Below are 16,694 nucleotides of genomic sequence, written 5' to 3' on the forward strand. Positions count from 1 at the left end.
CTACATCTGCCTTGCCCAATACTCCCTGAACGCGCGCCGTGGATCGTCCTGTGCCTGTGTGTGCGCGGCATCCTTGTCGAACACGAGCGTGCTCCGCTTTGCCGTCGTATAGGCGGGCCATTGCGGCGTGCGCGCGTTGTTCGGATCGCCGGTTGCAGCGAACTGCACCCATGCGCTGGCGAGTTGATCGGCCATGCGAAGGTTCGTCTCGCTGGGACCGTTCAGGCCCATGCGGATGTCGTGCAGGCTTGGGCCGATATCCACGCCGTGCGGGGCGCCATAGCGGCCGCCGTATGCGGGGCTGGGCGTTTTCCACAGGTAGGTCCACACCGGGGCGCCGCCCTTCGTGGCGAGGGTTGCCTTGCGGTCGGCCTGCAATTGCGCACCGCGTCGGAATGTCATGTCCGTGTCGAGGCGTGCTTGCAGCACGAATGGCGTGGCGTGCGGGTCTTCGTCGCGATACATCTTCAGCAGGCGCGCGGCGTCTTCACCGACGCGGGCTTGCGCGAACTTCAGCAATCCTGCGTCATCGAGATCGAAGTTGATCTGCCGGTATGCGCGCTCATCGAGCGTGGTGCTGATGATCATCGGCACCGACGACGAGATGGCGGGCGCATCGGGATCGAAGGGATGGCGGGGAATGGCCACGCCATCCACCACGGGCGAGAACGCACGCGGGGCTTCACCCTTGGCGCGGTCGGCCTTCTCGAAGAGTATCTGCGCGGCCAGCAATTGCTGGAAGGGCAGGGTGTGGAGGCGATCGAGCGATGACTTGCCGATCTGCAGCGCACCGAGATACTTCTCGGCGATGGTGGCGGATTGCGCAGCCGTCATCGTGTGAATGCCCGAGCCGCTCATGACGCCCGCACGATGAAACAGGCCCTGCGCGGAAGGCATGGCCATCAGCGTGCTGGTTTTCAGACCGCCACCTGACTGGCCGAAGACAAGTACGCGCGATGGATCGCCGCCGAACGCGCTGACGTTTTCGCGTATCCATCGCAGCGCCGCCACGATATCGAGCATGCCCGTTGCACCGGATTGCGCGTAACGCTCGCCGCCCACTTCGGCCAGATTGAGATAGCCGAAGGCGCCGAGACGATGATTGACCGTGATGAAGACTGCATCGCCAAAGCGCGCCATCTTCTCGCCATCGAACTGCGGCGAATTGCCCGACCCCGCATAGAAGCCGCCGCCATGCAGATGCACAAGCACCGGGCGCTTTGCAGATGAGGAAGGCGAGGGCGTCCAGAGATTCAGGACAAGGCAGTCTTCGCCCATGCCACCGGGCTGCAGGTCGTAGGCGATCAGGTCCGCGTAGGCGATCCGACGATCCGCAGGCATTTGCGGAGCGTAGTTGCCGTAGGCGGTGGCGTCGCGCACGCCGGTCCACTGCGATACCGGCTGCGGCGGCTGGAAGCGGTTGGCTCCAGACGTATCCGCACCGTATCGCACGCCCTTGAATACGTGGATGCCGCCCGACTTCAGCCCGCGCACCTTGCCGTCGGCGGTCTCGACGATCGAGAACACCGAGCTTTCATCCAACCCCTGTGCGGAGGTAGGAAGAGTCGTGGTAGCGGCGAGTGCGCCTGCAGTGGCGAGCCACTGGCGACGCGTGAAAGTGGGTCCCTGATTGCCCATGTTGTCTCCTTGTTTTTTTGTTCTTTGCGATTACCGGCCCAGGAAGTTCGGGCGCCGCTTTTCTTTCCACGCCATGGCACCCTCGCGAATATCCTCCGACTGGGTGGACCTGCGGATGTCGTTGGCCAGTGCCTCCGCATCGAGCGTACCGCAGGCGATGGCATTCAGATGCCGCTTCATGCCTTGGACGGCCAGCGGCGCGAGATCGGCGATGGTGTCGCTCAGCGTATCCACGTGCGCCTGCAGGGCGTCCTGCGCGACCAGCTCGGTCAGGAAGCCGCATGCCAGCATGTCCGAGGCTTGAATGCGCTCGGCGGTCAGGAACAGCCGTTTCGCATGGTTCAGCCCGAGTCGCGTGACGTAGCGGCGCATGCCGCGTTCGTAGAAATGCAGGCCCAGCCGCGCCGCGGGCATGAACATCTCCGTGGCATGTGTGCCGATCCGGAAGTCGCAGGCGAGTGAGAGGTCGGTGCCGCCCCCGTATACGCCGCCCTGGATTTCCGCGATGGTGACGGCGCGGCAGTCTTCGACCGCATTCACCAGCGGTTCGAATCCGACGCCGCGTTGGCCGGCGGCGAGCTTGCCGATATCGAAGCCGCTGCAGAAGTACTTGCCGGTGCTGCGCAGTCGCAGGACGCGCGCTTCGCTTTGATTGACGGTCTGTACGTGCTGGTGCAGCGCCTCAAGATCGTCCGGGCCCAGCCGGTTGGCAACATCGGGACGGCGCAACGTCAGCGTGGCAATGTGGCCTTCGATGTCGAGCGTGGGCAGCGAGCCTTCGTTTTGCATAAGCGGTCCTGTCAGAAGTGATGGGTCATGCCTCACTGCACCATCGCGCTGCGTGCCTGCAGGGCGGCGTTGAAGCTGTGGATGTTGGCCAGCGCGAAGGCGGGGCGATCCTGGATGCGCCGCCACCAGTCCGAGACAGCAGGTGTCAGCGCCTGCGGTGCAAGTTCGGCGATGCGCGCCACAAAAGGCACGGCGGCGATGTCTGCGAGCGAGTAGTCGTCGCCCATTAGCCAGGGGTGGTTGACCAGCGACGTCTCCATCTTGGGCATCAACGCCAGCAGGCTTTCCAGTGCCTGGCGCTTCTCGTCGTCGGTGTAGGGCTTGCGGGCGATGCGCAGCCAGGCTTCGCGCCGCGATGCCGTCGGGATTCTCGCCAGCCGCGTGGCCAGCGCATCGTCGCTCCATTGCGAGGCCACCGGTTGCAGCGCCAGGCTCCAGTTGAGGATCAACAGGTGGGGCAGTGCGTGGTCGTCGGTCCAGCGCACGAAGTTGCGCATCTGCGCGCGGACATAAGCGTCTGCGGGACGTAGCGAGGGCGTCGGGAATGTCTCGTCGAGGTATTCGCAGATGGTGGAACTCTCGTAGAGAAAGCGGCCATCGTCGAGGACCAGCGCGGGTACCACACCATTCGGATTCATGGCGAGAAACGCGGGAGAGTGGTGTTCCTGCGCGGCGAGATCCACCGGCACGCTCTCGTAGGCGATGCCCTTTTCTGCGAGACACAACCGTACGCGACGCGAGGCACTGGACAGCCATCCATGGAATAGCTTCATATGTGGCGTCCTGTCGTGATCAAGGAATCAGTACGGTCGAGCCGATGGTGCGGCGGCTCTCCAGCATCTCGTGTGCAATCCGCACATCGTCGAATGCGAATCGTTGGCCCACTTCAAGCCGTAGCGCCCCGGTGGTCACCGCATCGAACAGCACCTGTGCCGCGCGCCTGAGCGATGCCGCATCGGCAATGAAGGTTCGCAGCGTGGGCCGCGCCACGATCAGCGACCTGGCGTGCAGGCGTTGCAGATCGAATGCCTCGACATCGCCGGACGCGGTGCCGTAGTTGATGGCCATGCCGCATGGCTGCAGACACTGGAGCGAGGGCAGGAAGACGTCCTTGCCCACAGCGTCGTAGACCACCGCCACGCCCTTGCCATCGGTCAGCTTCAGCACTTCACTGGCGAAGTCCGTATTCCGGTAGTCGATCACGTGATGGCAGCCGTGATCCAAGGCGACCTGGCGTTTGGCCTCGCTGCCCACCGTGCCGATCACCGTGGCGCCCAACGAGCGCGCCCATTGCGAGAGCAGAACACCCATGCCACCGGCTGCGGCATGCACCAGCACGACATCGCCGGGCTTCACCACGTAGAGCCGCCGCAGCAGGTATTCGGCGGTGAGGCCGCGCAGCAGCGTGGCACCCGCTACGTCGAGCGGAATATCGTCAGGCAGTGCGACGACACGATCCGCCGGCACATTGCGGACGACCTGATACGCGCCGGGATACATATAGGCCACGCGCTGCCCCACCTGAAACCCGTCAACCCCTGACCCGATTGTCGTGACCGTTCCCGCGCCAACCGAACCCAGCGTGACCGGAAAAGGCGTGGCGCTGTGCGGCCCGTGCGCGCCCCGGCGCTGATAGATATCGGCGAAGTTCAGGCCGATAGCTGCCTGCGCGATCTGGATTTCACCGGGGCCAGGGGCATCGACGGTGACCGTGCAGCGTTCCAGTACGTCAGGTTCGCCGTGTTTCGCTATACGGAATGCCAGTGTCTGCATACGGAGAATCCATGCTTGGACTTGTTCTTGGGGCGGCCGGAAACATGCGGAACGGTGCGGATAAATCGATGCATGGAACCGGGAAAGCGCTGCCATCGTAGAGCAAAGGCGGCGAATTCGCATCATGGTAAGTCCGTATACGTATTCATATGAGTGTTATCCGTATACTTTTGCGTCGATTGTCACAGGATGAGTTCCACCGATGCGCACAGAACTTCCTTTATCCGGCACCACGGTCCTCGACCTGTCCATCGCCCGAGCCGGTCCGGTCGCCGTCCGTCTGCTGGCGGATTGGGGCGCCGATGTCATACGTATCGAACCGCCGCCGCTGCGCGATCGCGGTTCGGTGACTGGACGCAGGCGCGGGTCGGATGAGCAGAACCTTCACCGCAACAAGCGCAGCCTCTGCCTGGACCTCAAGACGCCGGAAGGGCGCGAGATCTTCCAGTCGCTCGTGGCGAAGGCCGACATCGTGGTGGAGAACTTCCGCGCCGTGGTCAAGGAGCGGCTGGGGCTGACGTACGAGGCGCTCAGCGCGATCAATCCGCGCATCATCCTGGCGAGCATCTCGGGGTTCGGGCAGGACGGCCCGTATTGCGAGCGGCCGGGGCTCGATCAGATCGTCCAGGGCATGTGCGGGCTCAGTTCGGTGACGGGTATGCCGGGGCAGGGGCCGGTGCGCGTGGGGATAGCGATATCGGATACCACGGCGGGCATGTTTCTGGGGCAGGGCATCCTGCTGGCGCTGCTGCATCGCGAGCGTACCGGACGCGGGCAATGGGTGCATACCTCGCTGATCGAAGCCATGCTGAACAAGCTCGATTTCCAGGGCGCGCGCTATACGGTGGAGCGCGTCGTGCCGACGCAGCAGGGCAACGCACATCCCACGCTTGTCCCCATGGGCACTTATCGTTGCCAGGATGGCGTGGTGAACATCGCGGCCAGCACGGATCGGATGTGGAGCAATTTCTGTGAGGCGCTGAATGCCGACTGGCTGCTTGCCGATACCGCACTGCATACGGCAGCGGGGCGCATCGAACATCGGGAGCGCGTGGAGGCGGGCATCGAGCGATGCATCGCCGGGTTCTCCGTGAACGAACTCACCACGCGGTTGAATGCGGCCGGTGTGCCGTGCGGGCCGGTGCTGGATATCGGTGAGGCATTCGAAGATCCGCAGGTGCGGCATCTGGGCATGACGCGCCCTGCAGAGCATCCGTTATTGGGATCGCTGTCCTTGCTGCGTTCTCCGATCAACCTGTCGGCAGCGCCGCATCCCGAGCAGTTCGACAGTGCCGCGCCGGATCCTGGCCAGCATACGCACGACATATTGCGATCGCTGGGTTTGGACGACACGACCATCGAAAGGCTACGCGAGAGCAACGTCGCGGTCTGACGCGGACCGATCCGCGAACCGAGGAGACAACAACACATGACAAGAAGACTGTTGAAGATGCGCGCTGCGCTGGTGGTATCGGCCAGCATCGCCGCAGGGATGGCGCCGCTTGCCGCGCGTGCCGATGACTACCCGAACCGGCCGATCCGGCTGCTGGTCGGCTATACGCCCGCAGGCGCGGCGGATGTGGTGGCACGCGTGTTGGGCGAGGCGCTAACGAAGGAACTGGGGCAGCCCATCGTCGTGGAGAACAAGCCGGGCGCCAGCAGTACGCTGGCCTCTGTGGCGCTGGCAGGCGCCGCGCCGGACGGCTATACGCTTGGCCTGGCGACCGCCACGTTGTATGGCATCGACCAGCATCTCTTTAACGCTCGCTACAAGAGCGATGCCTTTACGCCGATCACTCGACTGACGGTTTCGCCGCTGATCCTCGCGGTCAATCGGAATCTTGGGGTCTCGGACCTGAAGGGACTCATTGCCAAGGCGCGCACCAAGCCCGGCGCGTTCAACTATTCGTCGTCGGGCATCGGTGGATCTCCCCACGTGGCAGGCTTGCAGTTCGAGAGGGCCACCGGCGTGCCGATGACGCACGTGCCATACAAGGGCGGCGCGCCGGCGCTGCAAGCGGTTGCTGCAGGAGAGGTTCAGTTGTCGTTTGGCACTGCGGCCTCGGTCCTGCCGATGGGCACGCAAGGCATGATCAAGATGATTGGCGTGACCACGCCCAAGCCGTCGGAGGTGGCGCCCGGATTGCCATCGCTGGCGGAGTCGGGTTTGCCCGGTTTCAACTTCACGTTCTGGTTCGGGCTCTATGGCCCTGCGGGTTTGCCTCCGGCGATCCGGGACCGGATCTTTGCCGCGACGACGAAGGTGATGGCAGATCCGCAGATCCGCGCGAAGCTGGCTGGCAATGGCAGCGAGGTGTCGTTGTCCCCATCGCCGGCAGAGTTCGGCAAATGGGCCGCCGCCGATGGCAAGAACGCGCTGGAGCGGCTCGTTCAGGCTGGCGTGAAGCTCAACTAAGCTGCACGGATTTACTCGGTATCGGAGGAGCCGCGCGTGCGCTTGCGCGTGTCGGCCTCGGCGGGCATCGAGGCGATCATGTCCGCATAGACGTCGCCGCCCGTGGCGATGTGCCGGATCATCGCGTCGCCTGCCGCCTCTTCGCTGCCTTCGAGAATGGCGCGCATCACGTGTCCGTGTTCCTCAAGCGATGCCAGGATACGCGCAGGCTTCTGGAAACGCAGATCGCGCATCCCGCGCATGCGTGCGCGCATCGTGCGGATCTGGCGCGACAGGATGTCGTTGCAACTGGCTTCGTAGATCACGCGATGAAACAGGTCGTTTGCGGTGCGATAGGCATCCGAATCCGCAGTTTCCGCCGCGCGCTTGCAGGCTTCGTAGGCATCCTGCATCTGTTGACGCTGCGCCGCAGACATACGCCGCGCAGCGAGCCTCGCCGCGAGGGCTTCGAGTTGCACGAGGATCTCGCTCATGGCAACGTACTCGCGCAACGAGATCGACTTGACGATTGCGCCCTGGCGCGGCACCAGATCGACCAGCCCAGCAGACTCCAACTGGATCAGCGCCTCGCGCACGGGCGTGCGCGAGACATTGAAACGTGCCAGAAGCTGTTGTTCTTCCAACTGACTGCCGCTGGGCAGCTTGCCCGAGAGAATGTCCTGCTCGATGGCGGTGCGGATGGTTTCGGACAGGCTCTTCTTTTCTTCTGGCATGTGGGTGGGGAAGGACACAGGATGCAATGCCGAGCATATTACTACGGGCGTTTCGCTTTGTATGCGCGACGCGTCGCTATGTGTACACCAACGCCGTCCACGGCCTCATCCTCCGCGCGCAGTTTCCTACGCGCTCGGCGCCTTGCCCGCCTTCGCACGCGTCCTCTTCTCGGGCACGAGCGAGATCGTGTGCATACCTTCCAGCCATGCCAGGGCATCCACGTACGACAGGAACTGCTCCAGATAGCCGGGCGAGACTTCCTGCATCAGCGAGAGCGCGCGATGCACGAGTTGGTTCGTGTTCAGCGGTCCTGCGTTTTCCGGTACGACGGCCTGTGATTCGCGCAACTGGCGGTCTACACTGACGCGTGCAAACGTGTCGCGGAAGTAGTCGGCCAGTGCAGGCTCTGTGGCGTGCAAGCGATGCGATGCGGTGGCGGCGGGTACTGCCATCGCATGCGTGCGCGCACCGAGTCGTCTCGTGAGCGCTGCGAGGTCGGCGAGTGCGGGGGATGATGGCGTGGGGGATTCGGTTGGCGATGTCTCGGTCGAGGCGCGCGTCAATGCTTCACGATACTCGGCAACCAATTGCGCGATACGCGATTGCAGCAGCCGTCCCGTTTCGCCGTTGTGGTCGCGTGCGCGTCTCGCCATCGCCTCGATCAGGCGAAAACGTACCGGGTCCAAACGATCGGCGCCGGTGTTGCGCCAGTCGTCGAGCAGGGTGTCGTGATCGCTTGCGGCTTCGCTATGCATGGGGTTTCGCATCACCCGACACTCTCGGCACCGGCGCGATTTCCACGCGACGATTCTTCGCGCGGCTCTCTTCGGTGGCGTTCGATGCCACCGGCTGCTGCGCGCCGAATGCCGCCGAGAAGATCGAGGAAGCGGGCACGCCTGCATCGATCAGCGCACGGGTCACGGTGAGTGCGCGCTGGGCCGACAGCTCGAGGTTATCGGCAAAGCGACGGTTGCCTTCGCGCACCTGCTGATCGTCGGTGAAGCCGCTCACCATCAGGATTTCGTCGCGTGCGCCAAGATAGGCCGATAGCGGCTCGGCCAGGCTCTTGAGCAGGGTGCGGCCTTCCGGCTGCAACTGGTCCGAGTTCAGCGCAAAGAGCACGTTGCCGCTGATGCCGATACGCCCATCCTTGAGCGTGACGCGGCCAGCCGACAGCGGTCCGGCAAGCGCCTCTTCCAGCGTCTGGCGCCGTTTCAGTTCTTCCTGTCGATGCTTGACCTCGTTTTCCAGGCGCGCTGACAGCTCCATCTGCACGCCGATGACACCCAGCAGCACCAGGACGAAGGCGCCCAGCATGACCGACATCAGGTCACCGAACACAGCCCAGGCCGGAACGGTCGGCTCTACGCCGGCATCGAAATCGTCCGTCATGCTGCCTCCGCGCCAGCCTGCTGCGCGGAGAACTGCTGCAGGTTCTCCAGGATCTGCTTCTGCGACAGCATGCTGAGATCCACCACTTCACGCGCTTGCGCCACGTAGTAGGCCAGTTGTTCGTCGCTACGCGCCATCGACTTGTCGAGCGCGCCTTCGATACGGATCAGGTGCTCCGCGAGTTTGTCGTTCGATGCGCTGAACTGTTGCACGGCTGCGCCGAATGCCTCGCCCAGGCTCGCCACCTCTACCGCACTGCCGGTGACCTGCGCGGCGATGCCATCGAGCTTGCCCGTCTCCTGCGCCACCTGTTCGGTGAAGCGCGTGCCTACGCGTTCCAGCAGGTCGGCGGTGGTGGTGACGAGTCCGTCAACAACGGTGCGTTGTTCGGTGGAAGCGTGGTTCACGGCGTCGAGCAGGGTGCCGAGAGTCTCCAGCAGGCGACCACGTTCCTCCAGCATGACGTTGTCACGCGCCATGCCGTCAGTGAGTTTCTGGCGCAGTTCGGCGATGACATCGGCGGCGGCCTTCGGCGCCTCGGTGGCAATCTGCGCAAGACGCGCGACCTCGGCAATGGTGCCGCTGGCTTGCTGCTGCGTGTGCGTGGCAATATCGGCGGCGGTCTGGGTGAGGGCGTCGCGGATCTCGCGCTGGTGATCGGCCGATTGCGTGCTGGCCTGCTGCCATTGCTCGCGCATCGTGGCGGCCATGGCAGCGAGCGTTTCGTGCCAGGCGGTGAGGCGTTGTTCGTCGCGCGTGGCGAGGGCCGTCTGGCGTGCAGTTTCCTGCGCGGCCAGTTGCGATTGCAGATTCGCGTGCCCCTGGCTGACCGTATCGGCGATACCTGCCGTGTGTTGCGCGAAGACCGTGGAGGCTTCGGTCATGGCCTCGCGGTTGGCGCTGGCGAGTGCTTCGCCCGTTTGTTCGAGGCGCGTCAGGGCGGTGTCCCACGTCTGCGCTGCACGTGTGGTTGCCGCATCAAGACGTGTGCCGATGCCATCGACCAGTGCTGCAGAGCGCTGCGAGAAAGTCTCAGTAAAGCCATCGAGCGAAGTGCGCAGTTCGGAGGTCAACGCCGTGTTGGCTTGCCGCTGATCGGCCAGTGCGCTGCGCAGGGTCTCGGCAACGGTGGTTGTGGTGGTGTCGAAACGTTTGGAGACACCGTCGAGATGCTGCTGAACGGTTTGCATCAGCGTCACCTGAATCGATTCATGCAGCGCATCGCGCACGGTATCGCGCAGTGCGGTGGCTTCGCGCGCAAGGCCCGCCATCGTCGTGTCCACGGCTGGCTGGATCGCTGCGCTGGCCGCGCGGGCACTGTCGGCAATGCCTTCCTTCAGCGATTGCCCCACGGTATCGGCGAGCTGTGCATAGGCGAGGTCGGTACGCGCATGGAAGGTGTCCTGGCTGGCCGACAGGCGCTCGCCGAGTGCTTCGCTCTGTCGGGTCATCGCCACGGCCATGGTATCGAGCCGATCCACGAGTGCGGGCATCAGTTCGGCCTGTCGTTGCAGCAGCGCGAAGACCGTCTCGTTCTGGTGATGGCGGGAATGCACGCGCAGCGTGGTGGCGATACGCTCATCCAGCCGCTGGGCTGCCTGCACGCGCTCGCGGCGGGCAAGCGTCGAGAGCAAGCCCAGCATGGCCGAGGTGGCCACGCCTGCCACCGATGTGCCGAACGCAAAGCCAAGGCTCTTCACAGGGGCCGCCAGCGAGGCGCGGATGGCCTGCAGGTCGGAGGCACTCTCCAGCGCCACGCCGGTGGTGCGCAGCGTGCCCACCATGCCGAGGAACGTGCCGAGCATACCGAGCAGCACGAGCAGGCCCACGAGGTACGGTGTCATCGACGGCCCGGGCAGCGCCACGCGCTCGCCCTCCACGCGCAGGCGCACGGCGTTGCGCAGGCTCGGATGCAGGCGGTCCAGCCAAGCGCCAAGGCTGGCCGGTGGCGCGGTAAGGTCAGCCAGCGCGGTGGTCAGCGTGGGCGTGGCCTGCCGATAGCGGTGCAGTTCCAGCGCGCCGCCGACGTAGAACCCGCCGATCAGCAGCGTGACGGCCAGCGCCAGCGCATTCGTCCCGGCATAGCCGAAACCGACCCAGCCCACGACGGCCAGACCGGCCAGAAAGACTACGGGTGCGACGAGTGGTGTGAGGTGTCTGTTCATATCTTTCCAATCGTCAGTCGATCAGTTTTCGCGCAGGGCAGCGAGCAACGCATCCACGGGCTGGAAGCGGATTTCCAGCTCGGCCAGCAGCACGCTCTGCATATCCGTGCGAAACACGTTCAGCCACGCGCCTTCCGCGCCGCGCAGCCTGGTGAAATGCGGTTCCAACATGCCGGGCACGGCGGCCAGCACGGCCTGTTCGCGTGCGCCGAGCACCTGTTCCATGACCGAATCCAGCATCGCCAGCCTTGCAGCCTGCGGCGATTTCGATGCCAGCGCCGTGCGCAGTCGCGCGCGCAGGCCAGCAATCTCGCGCTCCATCTGCATTTGCAGCGTGACGTAGCGCTGGCGATGGACGGCGAAATCCACGTCGACCGGATCGGGCGCAATCTGACGCGCCGGCATGCGGCGACGGCTGTCTGACGAGGCGCCTTGTCCGGTAATCGCCACGGTCAGCATGTTGCGCACGTGTGTGCCGGCGGCGTCCAGGTTCACGCTGGCATTTCCGCGCACCGGTGCGCGGGACGGCACATCGGCCGAATGGCTGCCCGGCGGGGTCGACAGGGCGGTTGACAGCGCAATGGCGTCGGTCCAGCCCAGCCACCGGCTCATCACGGCGGACAGCGATGGCGCGGCGCCGGAGGTTCCGGCGTCGGTCAGGCGCGCCAACAGGCGGAGCAGTTTCGGGCCGCTGAAACCCGTGCGCTGTGGCACTTGCGTCATGTCGGCAGGATGAAAAAAAGGGGGGAGTTTACACGGTCGCGGACGCGGGGCACAGCAATGAAAAAAGGGGAGAGCGCGATGCTCTCCCCTTCAGGACTACGGGTGATGCGGGTGAATGCCGGTATTTACGGCTGGAAGAACGACACCGGCGTCATCAACTTGTTCTCCTGGCTGATCAGGTAGCCCGCTTCGGCGCTCATCTTCAGGTAAGTTGCCCAGGCCGGGTCCTTCTGCAGCGCCTGGCGCTTGGCTTCGCGATCGGCGGCGCTGTCATAGACCCAGATATGCATGTAGCTGTTGACGTTGCCGGTCTCGGTCTGCAGGTAAGCCAGCGGCTTGCCAAGGTGCTGGCTCTGGACCGCGAACCCATGTTCGGCGTACAGCGCCAGGTGTTTCTTGATCGTGCCGGGATGGCAGGTGTAGGTGCGGACGTCGAACAGCATGGGTTACCTCGGATTAAAAGTCATTCAGTAAATTCAGTCGACGGTGGCGCCGGACTGTTTGACAAGCACGGCCCAGCGCGTCACTTCCTGGTTCACGTACTTCTGGAATGCTGCCTGGTCGTCGCCCACGGGGTCGGCGCCAAGACCTTTGAGTCGATCCTTGACGGCGGGGTCCGCCACGCTCTGGACGATGGCGTGGGAGAGTTTCTCCACGGCCGCCGGTGGCGTGCCAGCCGGTGCGAACAGGCCGAACCACGAGCGCGCGGTCATGTTGGGGAACGGCGTCTCCGAGAAGGCTGGTACGTCCGGCAGCGCGGCGTGGCGCTTGTTGCCGGTCACGGCCAGTGCCTTGAGCTTGCCGCCCTGCACCTGCGAGAGCACCTCGGGCAGGTTGGCGAACATGACCTGGACCTGACCGCCCATCACGTCATTGAGCGCCTGCGAGCCGCCCTTGTAGGCGACGTGTGTCATCTTGGCGCCCGCCAGCGTGCTGAACTGCTCGCCGGCCAGGTGCGATGCGGTGCCGGTGCCGCCCGATGCATAGTTGACGCTGCCTGCGTTCTTCTTCGCATAGGCGGCGAGTTCGCTGGCGGATTTGACCGGTACCGAGGGGTTGACCACCAGCAGCAGCGGGACCGAGGCCAGGTTGGACAGGCCCACGAAGTCCTTCGTGAGACTGTAGTTGAGCTTTTGATAGAGCGAGGCGTTGATGGCGTGGCTCGACGTGGCCATCAGCAGCGTATAGCCATCGGCATCCGAACGCGCAGCTGCAACGGCGCCGATATTACCGTTGGCGCCGGCCTTGTTTTCCACCACGACTGACTGGCCGAGCCGGGCGGACATGGCCTGTGCCACGGTGCGCGCGATCACATCGGTGGCGCCGCCAGCGGCGAAGGGCACGATGATGCGCAAGGGGCGATCCGGATAGTCCGCCATGGCGTTGAAGGTCGTGATCGCCAATGCGGCGGCCACGGCAAGGCCCCGCAACCGGGCGGTTGCTTTGAACATGTCTGTCTCCTGTGCCTCTGGTTTTCTTATGACATGCCGATGCGGGCGTGATCCCCGGCGTTCGGCTGCACCATGAGCACAGACTGTACGCAATCGCGTGGCAGCGGCGTTAGGACGGATCAGACGTTGTATTGGACTTTTTTGCGCGTCAGTCCAGATCACTCCAGCGGGCGGCAATATTTCTTGCGGAAATCGCCCGGTGTCAGGCCGGTCTGCTTCTTGAAGAAGCGGGCGAAATAGGCGGGGTCCTCGATATTCAGGCGGAAGGCAATCTCGGCGATGCCCGTTTCGGTATTGCTGAGCCAGCGCTTGGCTTCCAGCACCACGCGCTCCTGCACCACCTGGCTGGCCGTGCGGGCTACTGTCCGCTTGACCGCATCGTTCAGTTGGCGCTCGCTCACGCTGAGCGCCTCGGCGTACTGCCCGATGGTATCGAAGCGCAGGTAGTGCGTTTCCACCAGCACGGTGAAGCGCCGCGTCAATGCCTGGTGCGGACCGATATCGGTGGCGTGATCGTCGTCGGGAATCAGCCGGCGTAGACGCGTGAGCAGGATCAGCAGGCAGGCTTGCACCACATCGGTAAAGCCGGGTTGCCGATCGCGCGCCTCGCGGTCCATCTCGTCGAGCAGCGGCAGCATGCTGTCATGCTCGGCCTGCGAGAGATACAGGGCGCTATTGCCGCGCGTGGGGTGGAAGAACGGAAACCTGGCCACGTCGTCCGCACGCGGAAACATTCGGGCGAAGAAGTCCGTGCTGAAGTTCAGCACGTAGCCGTAGGGTTTGACCGACGACATCCATGCATGGACCTGCCCCGGCGACAGAAAGAAGACCGAGTGGTCGCGCACATCGAAATGCGCGAAGTCCAGCATGTGCGTACCGCTGGCCCGGGTCATCCAGAGCAGGTGGTAGTAGTTGTGCCGGTGCAGGAAGCCGCGCGGAATATCGTCCCGATCCTCCAGTTTCACGAGATCGAAATAGAACGATCCGTCGCCCGCGAAATCGGAGGTCTCGAAGGTGGGAAACTCGCCGGTGGGGCTGGAGGGTTTGGTGCCCGCCGGAAGCAGCGGCTCGACGGACGGGCGTCGTTGCCCCGCTGTCACGCCGATGCGGACGGTTTGTCGAACGCCGCCGACACGCGGGCCTGGACGCGGTCCATGACTTCCAGCATCGCCGCGTCTGCCTCACCGCTCGCCGTCACGCCGGTGGCGTCCTTCGGCTTGGCGCCAACGGGATGAAACACGAAAGTCGCGCCGAACTCCTTGCCAGCTTCCTCGCGCAGGCTCTGGTTCAGTGCTTTCAGGTACTTCTTCTTGGTGGCCTTTCTCATCGCCTGGTTTCCTGTGATGGGTAATCACCTCGTGGTTGAGGTGTCAACGTTGTTGGCAGGAGCCGGATCTGACCCGCGAAGAGATAGTAAACGCCGGTTTGCCCGGGCGGCAACCCGACGTGTAGCTGGGACGCCCAAACCCTAGAACTTGTAGTTCACCGTCACCTCGAAGCGCCGGCCCGTGCCTTGCAGCCATTGCGTGGGGTTGTAGTACGCCGTGGTGGCGTACTGGCGGTCGAAGATGTTGAAGCCGCGCAGTGACAGCGTGGTGTCGCGGCGGGGGCGCCATTGCAGCAGCACGTCGGTGGTGGTGTAGCCCGGCATCTCCAGCGTGTTGGCCCGATCCGCGAAGCGGCGGCCCACGTAGCGGATACCGGTGCCGGCCGTCCAGCCCGGCAGGAAGCGCCAGGTCAGCCAGACATTGGCCAGGCGTTCCGGCACGTCGGTAGGCACGTTGCCCGCGCGCGAGACGGGGGTGCCGCCCACCGATTCCGTGAAGTCGTCATAGCGCGCCTGCAGCAGCGCCGCGTTGGCATCGACACGCCAGCCCGGCAGGAACTCCACGCCCACCGTGGCCTCGATGCCCTTGGTGGACTGCTCGCCCACCTGCACGCTGAGCGAGGGGTTCAGCACGTCGCGCGTGACCAGGTTCTTCTTGACGATGTGGTACGCGGCGAACGTCCACTCGCCCTTGTTGTGGAGGAAGTTCTGCTTGATCCCGGCCTCGACCTGCCGGCCCGTGGCCAGCCCGAAGTTGCTGTTGGCCGGCGAGAGCATCAGCAGCGCGCTGACCGGATCGGCCGCCTCCGAATACTGTGCATAGATCGCGAGGTTGCTCGTCAGGTTGTAGACCGTGCCAGCACGCCAGCCTACGTTGGAAAAACTCTTGTCGTATGCCTGCTGGTTCGTCACCAGGTCATGGCGCCGGATATCGGCATGGTCGTAGCGCAGGCCAGCCAATACCGACCATTTCGGCGTGATCTCCAGCCGGTCCTCGGCGAAGAACGCATATTGCGTGGCCTCGTTGTTGTACTTCGGCGCCGTGCCCGCCACGTTGATGAACGTGCCGCGGTCGAACGCATAGGGGTCTACCGTGGACGTGCCCGAGTAGGGCGAGTTGTTGGTGTGGCGGAACGATGCGCGGTTGACGTCGAAGCCGGCCGAGATCGTGTTCTTCATGCCGCCCACGTCGTGGCGGTACGTGGCGCTGGTGGTGTTGCCCACCTGCCACTGGTCGTGCAGGATTTCGGTATAGCTGGAGCGCTCGATCAATCCGCTGGCGGGCAGGTAGTTGTAGTACTCGGCGTTGCGCCAGTGTCGTTTGCTGTCGATGTAGTAGAGCCGCGACTGCACGGTGAGGTTGGCGCTGGGCGTCCACTTGGCCGCGAGCTCCGTCCACTGGTCGTCGAACTTGATCTGGCTGTCGGCCACGTTGTAGTTCTTGCGACGCAGGCTGTCGTCCTGCTGGCCGTTGACGAGCGGCACGCCGAAGTACCGCTCGGGTTCCTGCCATCCCTTGGCGTAACTGAGTTTCAGGCTCAGCTCGGGCGTGGGATCCCATTGCAGCGCGCCCGAGAGCGTGAGGTCGCGCGAGTTGCCGAAATCGACCCAGCCGTCCGAGCGGTTGCCGCTGACGTCCAGCCGGTACGACCATTCTTCGTTGATCGCGCCGCCGCTGCCGATGCCCAGCCTCTGCGTGTTGTTGCTGCCCACCGTCGCCTGGATCTCGTTCACGATGGGGCCGCGCGTAGGCTTCTTCGGCACCACGTTGACCACGCCGCCGATGGCGCCTTCGCCATAGATGACCGAGGCCGGGCCGCGTAGCACTTCAATGCGTTCCACGGACCAGGTATCGAATGGGAAGGTCACGCCGATGCCGCCGTACTGGCGCGTGCCGTCGTACAGGCGCATCACCGACGACGCATCCGTGAAGCCGCGCGCCGAGAGCGCGGAGCCGCCGTTGCCCGGGTGGCCGAGGTTCGACAGGCCGGGCGCGCGGCTGACAGCATCGACCACCGATGCGTCCCCGCGCTCCTCGATCTGTTCGCGCGTGATGACATCCACGCTGGCGGGTGTCTGCATCGGCGTGAGACCGAGGTTGGAGCCGACCGAGGCAGGTTCCTGCTGCACAGTGGGCGCCGTGGCGGCGGTCACCGTGACGGGCGTCAGCTCATGCACCGGGGCTTCCGTGCCTTGAGCATAGGCGGGACTGAAAGCGGGAACGCCGAGCATCGCCACGGCGGCGGCGATAGCAGTTTTTCGGATAACGATCATTGGCCTGCGGCATTGCGTGCCGCGCGTGGTGC

Annotated in this window: 16 protein-coding genes; 2 read left to right on the forward strand and 14 right to left on the reverse strand. The window is 64.5% G+C overall.

Annotated features, from left to right (window positions below; genetic code table 11):
- From ABDB81_RS17360 to ABDB81_RS17375, 4 genes are read right to left on the reverse strand one after another with little or no spacing between them, the layout of a single operon-like run.
- A complete protein-coding gene (locus tag ABDB81_RS17360; RefSeq protein WP_346812391.1) occupies window positions 1–1,638 on the reverse strand; it encodes a carboxylesterase family protein in 1,638 nt (545 codons plus the stop codon).
- Window positions 1,639–1,668: 30 nt separating this feature from the next.
- Window positions 1,669–2,427: an enoyl-CoA hydratase/isomerase family protein gene (locus ABDB81_RS17365; RefSeq protein WP_160472641.1), complete on the reverse strand. Its 759-nt coding sequence runs from the start codon at window positions 2,425–2,427 to the stop codon at window positions 1,669–1,671.
- Window positions 2,428–2,459: 32 nt separating this feature from the next.
- On the reverse strand, window positions 2,460–3,200 hold the full coding sequence (locus ABDB81_RS17370; protein ID WP_346812394.1) for a glutathione S-transferase family protein: 741 nt from the start codon (window positions 3,198–3,200) through the stop codon (window positions 2,460–2,462).
- Between the two features lie 19 nt (window positions 3,201–3,219).
- A complete protein-coding gene (locus ABDB81_RS17375; protein ID WP_346812395.1) occupies window positions 3,220–4,200 on the reverse strand; it encodes a quinone oxidoreductase in 981 nt (326 codons plus the stop codon).
- 202 nt (window positions 4,201–4,402) lie between these two features.
- Here ABDB81_RS17375 and ABDB81_RS17380 point away from each other — a divergent pair, with 202 nt between their 5' ends.
- Window positions 4,403–5,593, forward strand: a complete 1,191-nt coding sequence (locus tag ABDB81_RS17380; protein WP_346812397.1) for a CoA transferase — start codon at window positions 4,403–4,405, stop codon at window positions 5,591–5,593.
- A 36-nt stretch (window positions 5,594–5,629) separates the two neighbouring features.
- Entirely contained in the window at window positions 5,630–6,616 is a 987-nt protein-coding gene (locus ABDB81_RS17385; RefSeq protein WP_346812399.1) for a tripartite tricarboxylate transporter substrate binding protein, read from the forward strand.
- 11 nt (window positions 6,617–6,627) lie between these two features.
- On the opposite strand, the gene ABDB81_RS17390 is transcribed toward ABDB81_RS17385, so the two are convergent.
- The 10 genes from ABDB81_RS17390 to ABDB81_RS17435 all read right to left on the reverse strand — a co-directional run bounded on the left by ABDB81_RS17390 (window position 6,628) and on the right by ABDB81_RS17435 (window position 16,662).
- Window positions 6,628–7,329, reverse strand: a complete 702-nt coding sequence (locus tag ABDB81_RS17390) for a GntR family transcriptional regulator (RefSeq protein WP_346812401.1) — start codon at window positions 7,327–7,329, stop codon at window positions 6,628–6,630.
- A 126-nt stretch (window positions 7,330–7,455) separates the two neighbouring features.
- Window positions 7,456–8,085 carry a DUF2894 domain-containing protein gene (locus ABDB81_RS17395; protein WP_346812403.1) on the reverse strand — a complete coding sequence of 210 codons (630 nt, stop codon included), beginning with the start codon at window positions 8,083–8,085 and terminating at the stop codon, window positions 7,456–7,458.
- Window positions 8,078–8,722 carry an OmpA family protein gene (locus ABDB81_RS17400; protein ID WP_346812405.1) on the reverse strand — a complete coding sequence of 215 codons (645 nt, stop codon included), beginning with the start codon at window positions 8,720–8,722 and terminating at the stop codon, window positions 8,078–8,080. Before ABDB81_RS17400 ends, ABDB81_RS17395 begins: the two co-directional genes overlap by 8 nt.
- Complete coding sequence (locus ABDB81_RS17405; RefSeq protein WP_346812407.1) at window positions 8,719–10,887, reverse strand: DUF802 domain-containing protein; 2,169 nt, start codon at window positions 10,885–10,887, stop codon at window positions 8,719–8,721. The genes ABDB81_RS17400 and ABDB81_RS17405 overlap by 4 nt, the downstream gene beginning before the upstream one ends.
- Before the next feature lie 21 nt (window positions 10,888–10,908).
- Window positions 10,909–11,610, reverse strand: a complete 702-nt coding sequence (locus ABDB81_RS17410) for a DUF3348 domain-containing protein (RefSeq protein ID WP_137926082.1) — start codon at window positions 11,608–11,610, stop codon at window positions 10,909–10,911.
- 125 nt (window positions 11,611–11,735) lie between these two features.
- Window positions 11,736–12,053, reverse strand: coding sequence for an NIPSNAP family protein (locus ABDB81_RS17415; RefSeq protein WP_137926081.1), 318 nt, complete (start codon window positions 12,051–12,053; stop codon window positions 11,736–11,738).
- A gap of 33 nt (window positions 12,054–12,086) precedes the next feature.
- Complete coding sequence (locus ABDB81_RS17420; RefSeq protein ID WP_137926080.1) at window positions 12,087–13,061, reverse strand: tripartite tricarboxylate transporter substrate binding protein; 975 nt, start codon at window positions 13,059–13,061, stop codon at window positions 12,087–12,089.
- A 158-nt stretch (window positions 13,062–13,219) separates the two neighbouring features.
- A complete protein-coding gene (locus ABDB81_RS17425) occupies window positions 13,220–14,161 on the reverse strand; it encodes a helix-turn-helix domain-containing protein (protein WP_346812409.1) in 942 nt (313 codons plus the stop codon).
- Window positions 14,158–14,388 (reverse strand): hypothetical protein, encoded by a 231-nt coding sequence (locus ABDB81_RS17430; protein WP_160472632.1) that lies wholly within the window; start codon window positions 14,386–14,388, stop codon window positions 14,158–14,160. The genes ABDB81_RS17425 and ABDB81_RS17430 overlap by 4 nt, the downstream gene beginning before the upstream one ends.
- Window positions 14,389–14,529: 141 nt before the next feature.
- Window positions 14,530–16,662: a TonB-dependent receptor gene (locus tag ABDB81_RS17435; RefSeq protein WP_346812411.1), complete on the reverse strand. Its 2,133-nt coding sequence runs from the start codon at window positions 16,660–16,662 to the stop codon at window positions 14,530–14,532.
- Window positions 16,663–16,694 lie beyond the last annotated feature (32 nt).

The sequence above is a fragment of the Cupriavidus sp. DL-D2 genome (assembly GCF_039710735.1).
GTDB lineage: Bacteria > Pseudomonadota > Gammaproteobacteria > Burkholderiales > Burkholderiaceae > Cupriavidus.

Coding starts and splice junctions, on each gene's coding strand:
- ABDB81_RS17420 (WP_137926080.1), bottom strand. CDS start 13,061: ATGTTCAAAGCAACCGCCCGGTTGCGGGGCCTTGCCGTGGCCGCCGCA.
- ABDB81_RS17390 (WP_346812401.1), bottom strand. CDS start 7,329: ATGCCAGAAGAAAAGAAGAGCCTGTCCGAAACCATCCGCACCGCCATC.
- ABDB81_RS17375 (WP_346812395.1), bottom strand. CDS start 4,200: ATGCAGACACTGGCATTCCGTATAGCGAAACACGGCGAACCTGACGTA.
- ABDB81_RS17380 (WP_346812397.1), top strand. CDS start 4,403: ATGCGCACAGAACTTCCTTTATCCGGCACCACGGTCCTCGACCTGTCC.
- ABDB81_RS17435 (WP_346812411.1), bottom strand. CDS start 16,662: ATGATCGTTATCCGAAAAACTGCTATCGCCGCCGCCGTGGCGATGCTC.
- ABDB81_RS17410 (WP_137926082.1), bottom strand. CDS start 11,610: ATGACGCAAGTGCCACAGCGCACGGGTTTCAGCGGCCCGAAACTGCTC.
- ABDB81_RS17370 (WP_346812394.1), bottom strand. CDS start 3,200: ATGAAGCTATTCCATGGATGGCTGTCCAGTGCCTCGCGTCGCGTACGG.
- ABDB81_RS17395 (WP_346812403.1), bottom strand. CDS start 8,085: ATGCATAGCGAAGCCGCAAGCGATCACGACACCCTGCTCGACGACTGG.
- ABDB81_RS17360 (WP_346812391.1), bottom strand. CDS start 1,638: ATGGGCAATCAGGGACCCACTTTCACGCGTCGCCAGTGGCTCGCCACT.
- ABDB81_RS17430 (WP_160472632.1), bottom strand. CDS start 14,388: ATGAGAAAGGCCACCAAGAAGAAGTACCTGAAAGCACTGAACCAGAGC.
- ABDB81_RS17405 (WP_346812407.1), bottom strand. CDS start 10,887: ATGAACAGACACCTCACACCACTCGTCGCACCCGTAGTCTTTCTGGCC.
- ABDB81_RS17415 (WP_137926081.1), bottom strand. CDS start 12,053: ATGCTGTTCGACGTCCGCACCTACACCTGCCATCCCGGCACGATCAAG.
- ABDB81_RS17385 (WP_346812399.1), top strand. CDS start 5,630: ATGACAAGAAGACTGTTGAAGATGCGCGCTGCGCTGGTGGTATCGGCC.
- ABDB81_RS17400 (WP_346812405.1), bottom strand. CDS start 8,722: ATGACGGACGATTTCGATGCCGGCGTAGAGCCGACCGTTCCGGCCTGG.
- ABDB81_RS17365 (WP_160472641.1), bottom strand. CDS start 2,427: ATGCAAAACGAAGGCTCGCTGCCCACGCTCGACATCGAAGGCCACATT.